The following is a 14,087-nucleotide window of genomic DNA, read 5'->3' on the forward strand; positions in this document are numbered from 1 at the left end:
CATCAATGAAGCTCAAACATTGCCTCTACCTCTACAGGAATATTACCGGGTAACATCATCCCAACAGCACTGCGTACGCCAATACCATTTTCTTGTCCAAAAACATCGGCCATCAATTCACTAAACCCATTTATAACAAAGGGTTGTTTTCCAAAATCCGGAGTAGAATTTACCATCCCAAGGACCTTTACAACCCGTTTTATTTTGTCCAAGCTTCCAAAATGTGTCATAATCGTGGAAAGCATAGTAAGGCCCACCTGTCTCGCTGCCAGTTTGGCTTCATCGGCATTCATATCAAAACCTGCTATCCCGATCATTAAAGATCCATCGTTTTGAATTGGACCCTGGCCCGAAACATATAAAAACTTGTCTACTACCAAAATAGGCCTGTAAACACCCGCCGGTTTTGGTGCCGGGGGAAAAACCAATCCTAATTCCTTAATCTTTTCTGTGGGTGAACTACTCATAACTGATACATTAATTAAACAAACAAACTCAAAATCATTACTCCGATCAATCCCATTACACCCACGGTGGTTTCCATAACTGTCCATGTTTTTAAAGTATCCTTGATGGAAAGGTTAAAATATTCCTTGAACAACCAGAATCCTCCATCGTTTACATGGGAAAGCATTAGACTCCCGGATCCTATGGCGAGGACCATTAATTCCGGACTTACCCCGGCAGCGCCAATAAGTGGCATTACTATACCTGCAGTCGTTAAACCGGCCACCGTTGCCGAACCCACACACACCCTAATAACCGTGGCCACAAACCAGGCCAACAAAAGCGGTGAAACACTGGAATCCTTTAAACTGTCTGCAATATACAAACTTACCCCACTATCTATTAAAACCTCTTTTAGCGCCCCTGCTCCTGCAATAATAAGAAGAACCATGGTAATCCCCGAAATAGAGCTGGACATAGACCCCATAATATCGGTCATACGTTTGCCCCGGGCCAAGCCCAAGGTATAAATGGCCACCAATACAGAAATCAACATTGCTATTACTGGATTTCCCAAAAAGTTGACAAAAGGCATAAATCCATAATCCTTGGGAAATAATAGATCGGCTATGGTGGAAAACATTATTAAAATAATGGGAAGAAGGGCCGTAAAAATACTGATGTTTATCCCTGGCATTTCTTCTTCAGTAAGAACAGTAGGGTTTACAAAATCCTTTAAGGGAGTAGCCTTGACATTTTTAATGGTACGCGAAAACCATGGTCCGGCAACCGTAATGGCGGGAATTGCAATGATAATGCCATACAAAAGTGTCTTCCCCATATCTGCCTCGAACATGGCGGTAATGGCTGTTGGGGCTGGATGTGGCGGAAGATAGCCATGTGTCACGGACAAGGAGGCTATCATTGGAAGGCCCACATATAAAAGTGGCAATCCCGTTGAGGCGGTAATAGTGAATATCAAGGGGATCAATATCACAAAACCAACCTCATAGAACAGAGGAATACCCACAATAAATCCGGTCAACACCAATGCCCATTGAATATTTTTAACACCAAATTTGGCCACCAACTTGGTGGTTATCTGCTGGGCAGCGCCGCTATCTGCCACCAGCTTGCCCAACATGGCTCCCAATCCTAAAATCATCACCAAGAAACCAAGGGTATTACCTATTCCGTGTTCTATGGATTTTACCACCTGGTCCAGATCCATTCCTTCCGCGATCCCTACGGCAAGCGATACGATTATAAATGCTATAAAGGCGTTAAGTTTAAATTTTGCAATGAGTAAAAAGAGGAGAAATAACCCCAGAATAACAATAAGTAATGGCATAGTATTGGTTTGGTATTTAATTGAATACAATTCTTAAATATACTATATCGACCAAAAAATTAATATCCTTTTTAATAATAAATTAAAATTTATACAAAAAACTTAAGGAATAGGTATCCCGATAATTGGAAAAACCAAGAGACATTTGTTCCTTTTTAGGTGGTTTTGTAAAAATATAAGTGCTGCCAATGCCAATGGCAGCACCGGCAAATACATCCCAAAAATCATGGTAACCGTCCGGGCCTTCCGTTCTACTTACAGCAACGATACTTGCCAGTAGATAGACCGGGATACCATAGTTCCAACCATACCTGCGCTGTATAAATGATGCTCCGGAAAAAGCGGATGAAGTATGACCGGAAGGAAAGGAATCATACAGTTTTCTACCTTCAGGCCTTTCTTTTTTGGTGAAATGTTTTAAGGAATACGTCAAGGCCATAGTAGTACCGTACGAGAAAGCCAATTTTTTGGTACCCTTGTAATCCTTATTTATCAAAGTCATGACCCCCGCGGTTAAAGGCAGTGCCAATTGAAGTACGTCGCCGGTATCTTCCAAAACATATTCCCATTTCTCATGTCCCCCCTCTGTATCCTGGGAATAACAGGCAATGGTTATAAAAAAATATGCACATACAAAGATTAAGGACAATTTTTCCATCGATCTCTATTATTGTAACAGCTTCAAGATAACTAAACCACTCTGCACTGAAAGTGCAGAGGTTTTCTTTACAAGGGACTGAAAGTCCCTGGGACTATTCCAATATAAAATTGGAATTATCCGAACCGTCCCGTCTATGATGCTCCAAATAATCATTGACCATCTTATCGGTTACATTGCCCGTACTCCAGACTCCATAACCGCTCGCCCAAAAATGCTGACCCCAATAGCGCTCCTTTAAATGAGGAAACTCCTGTTGGAGCTTTCTCGATGTCCTGCCTTTCATTTGTTTGACCATCGAACTTACATTCATCCTAGGGGCGTATTCAACGTGCATATGAACATGATCGGAGCTCACCACTCCTTTCATAATCTCAATCCCTTCAGCTTCACATATTTGCATGAGAAGCTCACGACAACGCTTCTGAACATCCCCACTTAATACCTTATATCTATACTTGGTAACCCAAACCAGATGACAAGTCAACCGGATAACGGTATGCGATCCCTTTCTCAATGTATGACCCATACCCCTAAATTATGTATTTTTTCGCAGTACTAAAGTGCTGCAATAAATTGCAGGGTTTTACTCCCTAACCTGAGACCAATAAAAGTTATTAAACCTCAGGGCAATCCCTGAACCCAACAATCGGAATCGACTCTAGGTTCGAGGTATTGAACCTAGATCCCGCCGAAAAAGGCGGGATTAGTTCAACTTGCAATTTTAAGTGCGTCTTACTGACTTCTCAAAATTGAGTTTCACTAATAAATAATCCTTGCCATTATCTGCAGATTAAATTAAGCGCATTATTATTTTCAGCTGCTTTGTAATTTTCGTAACTTTAAGTATATCTGCCCTTTACAGAATTGGGAATTTAGAATTCAATTCTGATGTTGACAATGGACTGTGGAAAATAACAACTAGTTTCCCTAGCGTCCAAATAGTTTTATAGGAGTTTATTACAAATTTTACACCGCAATTATCATGGCACCACCTTTCGTTCTTAGTATCCTTATTGTATTGTTTTTATTGGCTGGAATACGAGTAGTCTTCGAATACAAAAGAGCATTAAAATTTAGATTTGGCAAGTACATAAAGACCTTACAACCTGGTTTTAGGTGGATTATCCCCATAGTGGAGACCATTCAGATTGTTGATATCCGTGTTATTACCATCAATATTATATCCCAAGAAGTAATGACAGAGGACAATGTCCCCTGTAGTATTGACGGTGTGGTCTTCTTCAAGATAAACGATCCGGAAAAAGCCGTTTTGGAAGTGGAAGAATATCGCTTTGCTATTACCCAATTGGCCCAAGCGGCATTAAGGGATGTTTGCGGAAAGGTTGAACTGGATACCATTTTATCCAAACGTGAGGAAATGGGAAAGAACATCAAGGCCATTGTTGAATTGGAGACCAAAGAATGGGGTATAGAAATTATAGATGTTAAAATTAAGGACATTCAATTACCTGAAAACATGAAGCGTATGATGGCCAACCAAGCAGAGGCCGAAAGGTCAAGAAGAGCCCGAATTATCTTGGCCCTTGCCGAGGAACAGGCCGCAGGTAAATTATTGGAAGCGGGTAAATTGATAGATCAGTCGCCTTCCGCTATAAAACTAAGGCTTTACCAAACCCTGTCCAATATAGCGGCAGAAAAAAATTCCACCATCCTATTCCCCTTCCCTGAAGAGGTTTTGCCCAGAAACCCTGTGAAAAAACCCAAAAACAAAAAGTAGGTAAATCCCATTATTAAAATTGATCTTTCTTTATCTTTAGAAAAAGTTTGAATATTAAAAATGGAAAAACATAGATGTGGCTGGTGCAAGGGCGATGCACTTTACGAAAAGTACCACGACGAGGAATGGGGAGTCCCCATAAAGGAAGATGACCTGCTTTTCGAATTTTTGATTTTGGAAACATTCCAGGCCGGTTTAAGCTGGATTACCATCTTGCGAAAAAGGGAGAATTTTAGACAGGCATTTGATCATTTTGATTACAAAAAAATAGCTAAATACGGGGAACCGAAAATTGATTCCTTGTTACAGGATGCCGGAATTATTAGGAACAAGCTCAAAATAAGGGCCACTGTTACCAATGCCCAAGCTTATATTGCCATCCAAAAGGAATTTGGAAGTTTTAGTAATTATATCTGGGGATTTGTCAATGGCCAGCCCATTAAGAACAATCATAAGGATTATAAAAAAGCCCCGGCGCATACCCCATTGTCCGACACTATAAGTAAAGATTTAAAAAAGAGGGGGTTCAAATTTGTGGGAAGCACCGTTATTTATGCCCACATGCAGGCGACCGGCATGGTAAACGACCACGAAATAAATTGTTTTAGATATAATGAAGTATAGCTATATCACCTTAATGCTATTATTGATGCTTGGCTTAAAATGTTTTTCCCAGACAAAATTTGAACGGGAGCATCGTATTAAAAAATCGCAATTTCCTACTATTAACATGGACAGCCTGCCCTTGGAGAACACTAAATACATAAGGTACTACCGAGAAGTGGACACCTCCAAAATTACCTATACCCTAAAATTTATGAAAGGAAAAATGCAGTACCATATAGATTACAACGAAAAGGGAGCCCTTCAAAATACAGGATTCATGGTAAAGGAAGTTGATATACCAACAGATACCTATGCCAGGATACGTTCTGAATTGAATACAAATTTCCAAAAAACAAAAATTAAATATATCCAACAACGGTACCCTGGATCCTTGGAGAATGTTCTAAAAAACACTTTTCAAAATCTAATGTTGCCCAGTAATACCTACAAAGTAATGGTCAGGGGCAATAAAACGGAAAAAAGGGAAGACTATATTGCAATTTTTGATGCGGAGGGAAATTTGGAGCATATAGCGAGGGCCTTACCACCCAATTATGATCATGTGCTTTATTAAAAGGGCAAGGAATTAAATGTAACACCCTAGCCTTTAAGTATTTTTATAAATTGCTTCCTTGGTATTTCTTCAGCTCCAAGGCTTTCCAAATGTGCCGTGTAAACCTGGCAATCGATAAGTTTATATTCCTTTTGCTGCAACTCCTTGGCCAGACTTATAAATGCGAATTTGGAGGCATTACTCTTTCTACTGAACATACTTTCTCCACAAAATACATTTCCAAGGTCTATGCCATAAAGGCCTCCTACCAAATTATCGCTTTCCCATACTTCAATGGACTTGGCAATTCCCATTTGATGCAGTTTTAAATAGGCACTTTTCATTTCAGGGGTAATCCATGTTCCTGCCTGCCCTTTGCGCTTTATGGCAGAACATGCATTAACCACCTCTTCAAATTGTGTATTCCAAGTAATCCCAAACTTATTGGATTTTATAACTTGGGCCATACTTTTCGAAATCTTTATTTTGTTCGGAAATAGCACCATTCGTGGATCAGGACTCCACCAAAGTATCATGGAATCCTCATTAAACCAAGGAAATATTCCATTCTTATAGGCTAATAACAATCGCTCCGGGGACAAATCGCCCCCCACGGCCAATAATCCGTCATCATCGGCTTTTTCAACATCCGGAAACAGTAAACGATGATTAAGGAGAAACATTTTGAAGTTGATTTATGACCCTAAAATTAAGAAAACCTATCCGGTTACAAACTGAATAGGTTTTCCTTTTTTTGAAATTACACCCCCGTTATAAACGGGTATAATTCTGCTCCATAAAACTTTCGACCACTAATTAAAATGGCAAATCGTCATGATCATCATCATTGATATTGTCCGCTGGTTCAAAAGCATCCATCGGAGGTACCGGAGGCATTCCTGGTGCATTTGCTTCCTCCTGTAAACTTTCTATTCTCCAACCTTGTATGGAATTAAAATATTTGGTTTCCCCTTGTGGATTCACCCATTCCCTACCTCTTAGGTTAATACTTATTTTGACAGCCTGACCAACTCCAAAATTATTTAAAAGGTCGCATTTATCCTGTACAAATTCAACCATAATATGTTGTGGATACTGCTCCTCCGTAGTCACCACTACTTCCCTCTTTCTAAATCCGTTGCTCCCAAATGTTTGGGTCTCACCTACCATTTTAATTTTCCCTTGTACTTCCATTTTGCTATTTATATAATTCTACTTTGTATTCTTTTTTTGTCAATATTAAGCATTTTGATCAGGAACACCTAAAACAAAATATCCCATCTCGATTTTTAGGGGTTCAGCCCTTAATATAATGCTGGCATCATTCTGTCCAATTCCCTATCCCTATTACTATCCAGAGAAATCAATCCTAAAGACCTCATGATAATTCTGCTAGGTGGGCATCTCTGCCAATAAAACCTTCCACGCAGAGAGCACATCCTTATTTTTTAACAACTCTTGGGCCCGTGCATGGAGTAAAGCTTCATCACCTGAACTCAATATGGATCTTAGATCCACATTGGTATCAACGTATTGCCTTACCTCTTCCTGGGAGGGCAATTTTTCTATGTTGCCCAACATACCCAAATCGTTGCCGGTAAGTATATTGCTCAACCTAATGTGTTCAGGGATTTGATCAACCCCAATTCCTAAATTGGAAACCGGTTTGGGCACTTCAAACAATCCCATATTGGCCCTGCTGTACCAGTTACCCCCCATCCGGGCTACTTGATCTATTTTAAATTGATCAATGGCCCCATTTTCATCCAAAATATCGGCATCTACATGTATTTTCAACACCTCTGAAAAGATAAGGTTACCTGCTCCGCCCTCCTTTCCCAGAGGTTCTACCTTAACGACCTTGCACTCAAACTGTACAGGTGATTCCGCCACCCTAAATGGTTTTACCAAATCTGAAGACAACATGGTTAACCCGGACTTGATAAATTCGTTCTCGCCCTCCATGTACTCCGTGCTAGCCAAGGACATTTGCTGCACCATATCATAGTTCACTACATTAATGACCACTTCCCTATTTTTAAGCACATTCTCCAAGGTATGTTTAGTGCTATTGTCCCTTACCCTACGGGAAGGAGAAAATATTAAAATAGGAGGATTGGAACCAAAGACATTGAAAAAACTAAAAGGTGATAAATTAGGTCTGTTCCTATCATCAATAGTACTGGCAAAAGCAATGGGTCTTGGTCCAACGGCACCCAATAAATACCCATGCAATTTAGCTGTAGGTACTTCTGAAGCCGTTATGGAAACCATTTTTTTCATAGCGGATAAAGGTACATAAAATGTAGGCAAAATGAAATAAAGAGGCAGATATCAAAATAGAATATCTTTGTCCAAATTGCGTTATATTTAAGTATAATTTTATAGATGGATGGATTTTAGTCCTAAAAAGAAAACTTCGAACCTTCTGTTATTAATAGCATCCTTTGCTATTGTGAGCTTAATACTGTGGAACACCAACAGTTTTTTCAAGAAGTTTAAGGAAGAAGAGCGCCATAAAATGGAAATTTGGGCCACGGCACAATCCGAATTTTTATCCCTTCCCGTTGACGCCGACCCAGGTAATCTGCACATCAAAATATTTCAGAACAACACTTCCACTCCCATGATACTGGTAAACAAGGACAGTACCATAAAAGTGAACAATATGCCGGGAATCCAGAAAACGGACACTGCTTTTATCCACGGAAAAATTAACAAATTCAAGTCGGAAAACAAACCTATCTCCATTGAGTACAAGGGAGAAAATTTGGCCACCCTTTATTACGGGAATTCCGAAGTACTCACCAAGTTAAAGTATTACCCCATTGCCCTTTTGTTGATCATCTTCCTTTTTGGAACGGTAATCTATTTTTTGTTCAAGACCAATAAAACCTCTGAGCAGAATAAACTTTGGGCCGGAATGGCCAAAGAAACGGCCCACCAGATAGGAACCCCCCTTTCCTCGCTCTTGGGATGGAACGAATTATTGAGGTCCGAAAATATTAATCCAGAAATTACCAAGGAAATAGACAAGGATATAAACCGATTGGAAACCATAACGGAACGTTTTTCAAAAATTGGCTCCCTGCCCATCCTTAACGAATACGACATTGTTGAAGAAACAAAAAATGCATTTGATTATTTAAAATTAAGGAGTTCCAAACTCATTCAGTTTTCGTTTAATTCACAAGTAGACCATGTACCTGTGCTTTTAAATAAGGCTTTGTACAATTGGACCATTGAAAATTTAGTGAAGAACGGTATAGACGCCATGAGGGGCAAGGGTAGCATTGCCATTGAAATAGTTCCAAACGGCAACTGGGTAAAGGTCTTAATTTCGGATACAGGAAGTGGTATCCCAAAAAAGAATTTTCAGACCATATTTAATCCAGGGGTCACCTCTAAAAAAAGGGGATGGGGCTTAGGGCTTTCCTTGGTAAAAAGAATTGTAGAAGAATACCACAAAGGCAAAATTAAAGTACTGAACTCCACAAAGGACGGTACTATAATGCAAATTACATTTAAAGTTAAAAATTAAGGTGATGGCAAAGGAGAAATTAGTTGTAATTAAGCAAGCGGATTTAACGAACAATTGTCCCGAATGTTTTAATCAGGAATTGAAGTTGACCTTTTATCAAAGACATACCTATGGTAAACTTTATGACAGGACCACTAAGGACATCACCCACGAAATTAAATGCAAGAAATGCGGTTCCATGATCTATCCGGTAACCTGGACCGAGGACATAGAACGGGTTTATGATTATTACCAAAAAATGATTGCCCCGGACCGTGCCTCCATACGTTTTACAGCACTGTTTTATATCTTAACACTTCTACTACTAATAGTAGTTGCCGCCGGGGTTTATATTGTCTTGGAAGGGATTATATAATATTGGCCTTAATTTTTTCCGCTATAGCCGTAAAATCCTTTGGCGTCAACGAAGCTTTATGCTGAAAAGTGGCATCCCTCATTCCGTTCAAAGGAATTAAATGTACATGCACGTGGGGAACTTCCAAACCTATTACAGTTAGACCTACTCTATTGCAAGGTACACTAGCTTCAATGGCCAAGCCTATTTTCCGGGAAAAGGCCATCAGCCCCAGATAGGTTTCCTCATCCAGGTCCAAAAGTTTGTCCACCTCTTTTTTGGGGACACATAAAGTATGCCCCAGTGCATTGGGATTAATATCCAAAAAGGCATAATAATTATCGTCTTCGGCAATTTTATAGGACGGGATTTCCCCGTTTATAATTCTCGTAAAAATTGATGACATATATCTGAACTTAAATCAAATTAAAAGATAGTACAAATATTTTAAACCATACCTAACTACCTATACATTGTATGCTTTAAAGCGCCTTGCCCCAACAATGAAATTAAATACAAGCGCATTAAAAAACAAAGACCTCAACTGAAAAAATCAATTGAGGCCCTATCTTATTTTTAATATGTTCTATCTGGAAATTTCCAAAATTTCAAATTTCAATGTTCCATTGGGAACTGTGATTTCTGCGGTTTCCCCTACTTTTTTGCCCAACAGCCCCTTACCTATGGGCGAACTCACAGAAATTTTTGCCGTTTTTAGATCAGCTTCACTTTCTGCCACAAGGGTATATTTCATTTCCATTCCGTTATTCATGTTCTTCAGTTTAACGGTAGACAGCACCAGCACCTTGGAGGTGTCCAGTTGCGATTCATCTATTAACCTTGCATTGGCCAAAGTCTCTTCCATCTTGGAAATTTTCATCTCCAACAAACCTTGTGCCTCCTTGGCGGCATCATACTCGGCATTTTCAGACAAATCCCCTTTATCCCTGGCCTCTCCAATTGCTTGCGACGCTTTTGGACGCTCAACATCCTTAAGGTAATTAAGTTCATCTCTCAATTTTTTTAGCCCCTCTGCTGTATAATAAGATACCTTACTCATAAGTTCTACATTAAATAAATAGGAAAATCCTCTTTTTTTAAAGAGGATTTAAGACAAATATACATAAATTTTGTTCAATTTTGTTTAAGTTATTTAAATAGGCACAGCGGTATGAAACGCATATTGGGATTATTATTTTTATTTTTTTTATTGTCCTGCGACAAGAACTCCACCAATAGAAATCCGTACCTACAGGAAATTAGCTTTAGGTTTGATCTTAATCTTAACCTACCCCTATACAGTTCATTGACCAACACAGGTAGCGCCGTATATGTGGGAAACGCCGCAGTAGGTACCCGAGGGGCATTTGTCATCAATACCGGATTTAATTCGTATATGGCCTGGGAAGCCAGTTGCCCCAACCATGCCCCCAACGACTGTTCCACAATGTCATTAAATGGACAGCTGGTTACCTGCTCCTGTGAAGGTTATCAATACCATTTGTTTACAGGACAACTAATTGACAGGCCGGAGGACGGCAAGACTTATCACGACCTACTTTTTTACCGCGCCACCTATAGCGGCAATTCCGTAATCATCTCCAATTAACAACCCTTAGATCTGACCTAATATTTTGTCCATTATCCAGCTGGTATGCAATCCCGACTTCCCAGTTGAAGGATGCTCCCTGTTTTCCAATAAATGCGCCCGTATGTTTTCCACATGGAATTGTTGCACGTGCTTAGGATGATCAATAAAGAGATTTTGAGTACCCTTATCATTGCTTAGGACGACATCCCCTTCATCAAACACGGGAAAGGATATTTTACCGGTACTGCCAATAATCTCCACATTATCCACCCTTTCATAAGTGCCAAAATTCCAACTGCCTTCGCCAGTAACTCCATTTTTGTATATCCAACAAGCAGCGATGGCATCTTTTGCGGTATATAATTTTTGCTGATTTGTACTTACCCCAAAGGCATTTTCAATATCCCCAAGATAAAACGAAAACAAGTCCAACCCATGGCTGGCCAAATCATCAAAATAACCCCCAGGTGCCATTTCACCATCAGTCCTCCAATTGTATGTTTTGTCAAGATCTTCCGTACTTGGAGGTTTGGACAGATGCCAACGGATATGTCTTACATCTCCAATCTCACCCTTATCCAGCCATTCCTTAATTTTTAAAAACCTTGGCAAGGAGCGCCTATAATACGCCACAAAAAGTGGCAATTTTCTTTCACTAAAAACATTGTATATCTCCAAACTGTCCGCATAGCTTGGTGCCATGGGCTTCTCTACGCAGCAAGGCTTCCCGGCCTCTGCCACCATTAAGGCATAATGCTTATGGGTGTCCGGGGGTGTAGCAATGTACACCGCATCTACCTCTGGATCCCCGATCAAGTCCTCTGCTTTTGAGTAAAATTTTGGAACACCATGTCTTTTGGCATAGTCCTCCGCCTTTTCTTTATCCCTGCGCATAACGGCAATCAATTGAAAATCTTTGGTCTGTTGATAAGGTGGTCCGCTTTTTACCTCAGTAACCGCTCCACAACCAATTATTCCCCATCGCATTGGTTTCGCGTAACTAGTATTGTTCATTATTTAGAATTTTCAGGTTTTTGGTTATCTACATGCATCACAAAAATAAGGGTTAAAATATGAATAAATCGACCCAAATTCCCTGATTCATCATAAATATGTAAAGAATGTTCCAATATTATGAAAGATAAAATAATAAAGGACAATCTTCCAATTGAATCTATAAGAATACCGGCTAAAATATCTGGCAAGAAAGACAACATATAGCATTTTTAATTAACCGGCCATAATCAACTTCACAATTCTTAACTCTACTTAATGGTATTTTACCAATACTTAGGGTTGCTCTAAATTTTGGCAGATAAAATTGGAAAAAGACATAGTTTTTAAATAGATTTATAAAAAAACGGGGTAACATTAAGAATACTTCAATGTACTTCTTAATAATTTAAGAACTGTTTTGTTAATCATAGACCAAATTCCAATTTATAATATCACCCTTAAAACCTTAATAAAATGAAAGCCAAAATAATTTGTACGTTTCTGATAGTGAATTTTATTACGTTAAACATGTTTGCACAAGATCCCGTACTTAAAAGTGCTTTTAACGGAAAAAATCTGAAAGGGTGGGTTGTTCCTGAAAACAACATATGGTGGTCCGTGGAAAACGGAATATTACGAGCCAAAAGTGGTCCCGATAAAAAGGGATCTATTCTATGGACCGACAAGGAATATACCGATTTTGTAATAGAAACCGACTTCAGATATGATGAAGGAACGGTAGATACAGGGATTTTCCTCAGAAACGACAAGGAACAGATACAAATGGGGATTTCGGGCTCCTTAAAGCGTGATATGACCGGCTCTCCCTATATTGTAGGAAAAAAATATCCCGTAGAAGCCCAAAACGTCAAGGAAATTCTAAAGCCCAACGACTGGAATACCATAAAAGTGATAGCTATTGCAGGGTATTATGAAGTTTGGCTCAACAACAAGCATGTCATGAGCTACACCTCCGACAGTTATGTTAAATCTGGACCCATAGGGTTGCAACTACATCCAAACACCGAAATGACCGCCAGCTTCCGTAACATAAAGATTGGAAAAATGTAATTGAATTATTAGCTCTAGGAACAAATTAATCTAATCAAATATCGACCAACAAGAATGAACACAAGAACATTACTTCTTAAATCTGGTTTAAGCAGTGTTTTAGCCCTCTTATTTATGGTGTCCTGTAAACAGGCCAAGTCTGATAAAACGGCCGGGGCCAACATTCAACCCAAGGCAGAAAAAAGGATAAAACTGGTCCGCAACGACCAAGAAAAAAAGGTGGATGTATTTATAGATGACAATCTATTTACCTCCTACATCTACCCTACCAACATTAAAAAACCCGTGCTATATCCTTTGGTCACCCCAAAGGGCACCAAGATTACCAGAAAATATCCCTTAGAGCCGTCTGTGGGCGAAAGAGTGGACCATCCGCATCACGTAGGGGTCTGGTTTAATTACGGCGATGTTAACGGATTGGATTTTTGGAACAATTCAGATTCCATTAAAGTAGAAAAGAGAGGAAGTTACGGTACTATTCTTCACAAGGAAATACTGGGCATGGAAGACGGCAATGAGGAAGCAAGCCTAAAGGTTTCCATGGATTGGGTTTCCAACGAAGGAAAAGTATTGCTTAAAGAAAACACCACTTTTATTTTTAGAGGTGATCACGATGAATATTCCATAGATCGCATCACCAGGCTTTCTGCCCCCAACGAAAAAGTAATTTTCAAGGACAATAAGGAAGGGGTCCTCGGCATTCGGGTTACACGCGAATTGGAACATCCCTCCGACAAGCCCGATATTTTTACCGATTCCAATGGAATCCCTACCGGTGTCCCTGTACTAAACAATGAAGGTGTTAATGGAAATTACATTAATAGTGAAAATATTGAAGGGAACGACTGTTGGGGAAAAAGATCGAATTGGGTAAATTTAAGATCCAACATTGGTGATGAAAAAATTTCCCTTGCCATCTTGGACCATACTTCCAATGCCGGCTATCCTACCTATTGGCACACCCGCGGCTATGGCCTTTTTGCCGCCAATCCCCTAGGACAGGAAGTCTTTAGCGATGGAAAGGAAGCCTTAAACCTAAGCCTGGACCAAGGTGAGGAAGTTACCTTTAGACATAGAATTATAGTAGCTAGTAAGAATTTGGAAAAGGCCGAGCTTGATGCGGAATTTGACAAATTTTCAGCACAATAAATTGCTGCACGTCTTATCAAAAAAATAATCATCAATACCATTAATAAAA

18 protein-coding genes are annotated in these 14,087 nt (G+C 39.6%); 8 read left to right on the forward strand and 10 right to left on the reverse strand.

The window, feature by feature from the left end; translation table 11 throughout:
* Positions 1 to 2: 2 nt before the first annotated feature.
* The 4 genes from U735_RS0120410 to tnpA form a co-directional block, all read right to left on the reverse strand.
* Complete coding sequence (locus U735_RS0120410; protein WP_031445591.1) at positions 3 to 467, reverse strand: RidA family protein; 465 nt, start codon at positions 465 to 467, stop codon at positions 3 to 5.
* A gap of 14 nt (positions 468 to 481) precedes the next feature.
* On the reverse strand, positions 482 to 1,798 hold the full coding sequence (locus tag U735_RS0120415; RefSeq protein ID WP_031445592.1) for a gluconate:H+ symporter: 1,317 nt from the start codon (positions 1,796 to 1,798) through the stop codon (positions 482 to 484).
* 82 nt (positions 1,799 to 1,880) lie between these two features.
* A complete protein-coding gene (locus tag U735_RS0120420) occupies positions 1,881 to 2,456 on the reverse strand; it encodes a phosphatase PAP2 family protein (RefSeq protein ID WP_031445593.1) in 576 nt (191 codons plus the stop codon).
* A gap of 94 nt (positions 2,457 to 2,550) precedes the next feature.
* A complete protein-coding gene (gene tnpA / locus U735_RS0120425; protein ID WP_031445594.1) occupies positions 2,551 to 2,985 on the reverse strand; it encodes an IS200/IS605 family transposase in 435 nt (144 codons plus the stop codon).
* 456 nt (positions 2,986 to 3,441) lie between these two features.
* Here tnpA and U735_RS0120430 point away from each other — a divergent pair, with 456 nt between their 5' ends.
* From U735_RS0120430 to U735_RS0120440, 3 genes are read left to right on the forward strand one after another with little or no spacing between them, the layout of a single operon-like run.
* Positions 3,442 to 4,197, forward strand: a complete 756-nt coding sequence (locus tag U735_RS0120430; RefSeq protein ID WP_031445595.1) for a slipin family protein — start codon at positions 3,442 to 3,444, stop codon at positions 4,195 to 4,197.
* A 60-nt stretch (positions 4,198 to 4,257) separates the two neighbouring features.
* Entirely contained in the window at positions 4,258 to 4,821 is a 564-nt protein-coding gene (locus U735_RS0120435; RefSeq protein WP_031445596.1) for a DNA-3-methyladenine glycosylase I, read from the forward strand.
* Positions 4,811 to 5,377, forward strand: a complete 567-nt coding sequence (locus tag U735_RS0120440; RefSeq protein ID WP_031445597.1) for a hypothetical protein — start codon at positions 4,811 to 4,813, stop codon at positions 5,375 to 5,377. The genes U735_RS0120435 and U735_RS0120440 overlap by 11 nt, the downstream gene beginning before the upstream one ends.
* Before the next feature lie 26 nt (positions 5,378 to 5,403).
* Here the strand turns inward: U735_RS0120440 and aat are convergent, their stop codons facing one another.
* The 3 genes from aat to U735_RS0120455 all read right to left on the reverse strand — a co-directional run bounded on the left by aat (position 5,404) and on the right by U735_RS0120455 (position 7,630).
* Positions 5,404 to 6,039 (reverse strand): leucyl/phenylalanyl-tRNA--protein transferase, encoded by a 636-nt coding sequence (gene aat, locus U735_RS0120445; RefSeq protein WP_031445598.1) that lies wholly within the window; start codon positions 6,037 to 6,039, stop codon positions 5,404 to 5,406.
* Positions 6,040 to 6,172: 133 nt separating this feature from the next.
* A complete protein-coding gene (locus tag U735_RS0120450; protein ID WP_031445599.1) occupies positions 6,173 to 6,550 on the reverse strand; it encodes a DUF3127 domain-containing protein in 378 nt (125 codons plus the stop codon).
* 198 nt (positions 6,551 to 6,748) lie between these two features.
* Positions 6,749 to 7,630, reverse strand: a complete 882-nt coding sequence (locus U735_RS0120455) for a flavin reductase family protein (RefSeq protein WP_031445600.1) — start codon at positions 7,628 to 7,630, stop codon at positions 6,749 to 6,751.
* A 118-nt stretch (positions 7,631 to 7,748) separates the two neighbouring features.
* Between U735_RS0120455 and U735_RS0120460 the strand changes: the two genes are divergently transcribed.
* Positions 7,749 to 8,897 carry a sensor histidine kinase gene (locus tag U735_RS0120460; RefSeq protein WP_031445601.1) on the forward strand — a complete coding sequence of 383 codons (1,149 nt, stop codon included), beginning with the start codon at positions 7,749 to 7,751 and terminating at the stop codon, positions 8,895 to 8,897.
* A gap of 4 nt (positions 8,898 to 8,901) precedes the next feature.
* A complete protein-coding gene (locus U735_RS0120465; RefSeq protein WP_031445602.1) occupies positions 8,902 to 9,252 on the forward strand; it encodes a hypothetical protein in 351 nt (116 codons plus the stop codon).
* Here the strand turns inward: U735_RS0120465 and U735_RS0120470 are convergent.
* Both U735_RS0120470 and greA read right to left on the reverse strand, forming a co-directional pair.
* Positions 9,245 to 9,637 carry an HIT family protein gene (locus U735_RS0120470; RefSeq protein WP_031445603.1) on the reverse strand — a complete coding sequence of 131 codons (393 nt, stop codon included), beginning with the start codon at positions 9,635 to 9,637 and terminating at the stop codon, positions 9,245 to 9,247. The two genes, U735_RS0120465 and U735_RS0120470, sit on opposite strands and share 8 nt — an antisense overlap.
* A 180-nt stretch (positions 9,638 to 9,817) precedes the next feature.
* Positions 9,818 to 10,291: a transcription elongation factor GreA gene (gene greA, locus U735_RS0120475; protein WP_031445604.1), complete on the reverse strand. Its 474-nt coding sequence runs from the start codon at positions 10,289 to 10,291 to the stop codon at positions 9,818 to 9,820.
* A 111-nt stretch (positions 10,292 to 10,402) separates the two neighbouring features.
* Between greA and U735_RS0120480 the strand changes: the two genes are divergently transcribed.
* A complete protein-coding gene (locus tag U735_RS0120480) occupies positions 10,403 to 10,840 on the forward strand; it encodes a Rieske (2Fe-2S) protein (RefSeq protein ID WP_031445605.1) in 438 nt (145 codons plus the stop codon).
* A 6-nt stretch (positions 10,841 to 10,846) separates the two neighbouring features.
* On the opposite strand, the gene U735_RS0120485 is transcribed toward U735_RS0120480, so the two are convergent.
* Complete coding sequence (locus U735_RS0120485; protein WP_031445606.1) at positions 10,847 to 11,836, reverse strand: Gfo/Idh/MocA family protein; 990 nt, start codon at positions 11,834 to 11,836, stop codon at positions 10,847 to 10,849.
* Positions 11,837 to 12,292: 456 nt separating this feature from the next.
* Here U735_RS0120485 and U735_RS0120495 point away from each other — a divergent pair, with 456 nt between their 5' ends.
* On the forward strand, positions 12,293 to 12,889 hold the full coding sequence (locus U735_RS0120495) for a 3-keto-disaccharide hydrolase (protein WP_031445608.1): 597 nt from the start codon (positions 12,293 to 12,295) through the stop codon (positions 12,887 to 12,889).
* A gap of 54 nt (positions 12,890 to 12,943) precedes the next feature.
* Positions 12,944 to 14,038, forward strand: coding sequence for a DUF6807 domain-containing protein (locus tag U735_RS0120500; protein ID WP_198036670.1), 1,095 nt, complete (start codon positions 12,944 to 12,946; stop codon positions 14,036 to 14,038).
* Positions 14,039 to 14,087: the final 49 nt, after the last annotated feature.

The organism is Arenibacter algicola (genome assembly GCF_000733925.1).
Taxonomy (GTDB): domain Bacteria; phylum Bacteroidota; class Bacteroidia; order Flavobacteriales; family Flavobacteriaceae; genus Arenibacter; species Arenibacter algicola.